The following is a 484-nucleotide window of genomic DNA, read 5'->3' on the forward strand; positions in this document are numbered from 1 at the left end:
GGGTAATGGAAAGGGGTAGCAACAGCACCGAGATCAAAATGGCGCCGTAGTGCCTTGGCAATGCCGGCACTTGCGCATCGCCCTTCTCCGGGCGCACGAGGACCTGCGGGAGGAAGGACAGTCCGTGTCGGGTCCTGGCGGCTGGCATGGGGATTACGAATCACATATAACATCTTAAGGATTAATCGCACCGTCCGGACTAACGGGCGAAAGAAGCAAGGTTCGCCTCGAGACCGACTTCTTGCCGCACTTGGAATATTTTGTCCGAGGCGACATCGTGATAAGCGAGCTCCAACACCATCCCTTCGGGTTGTTTTTCAAGACTGAACGGAAAGGTTCGTATAAGCTTGGTGCCGGGCGCTATCTCGACCACATCTTCAGCGAGATCGCGTAGTCCTTGCTCACCGATACCGAGCCGTTTGAGACTTTCGAGCAGCTCATGCTGAGCTGGGGTGAGCGCATTTTTTCCTAGCTGCTTCAGCGC

Annotated in this window: 1 protein-coding gene; it reads right to left on the reverse strand. The window is 55.6% G+C overall.

Annotation, left to right across the window (positions count from 1 at the left end; translation table 11 throughout):
- Positions 1 to 199 precede the first annotated feature (199 nt).
- A partial coding sequence (locus ACTFO6_RS17625; protein WP_439935725.1) for a hypothetical protein occupies positions 200 to 484 on the reverse strand: 285 nt, incomplete at its 5' end.

The sequence above is a fragment of the Pelomicrobium sp. G1 genome, assembly GCF_051905455.1.
In the GTDB taxonomy this organism is placed as follows: Bacteria; Pseudomonadota; Gammaproteobacteria; order Burkholderiales; family UBA6910; genus Pelomicrobium.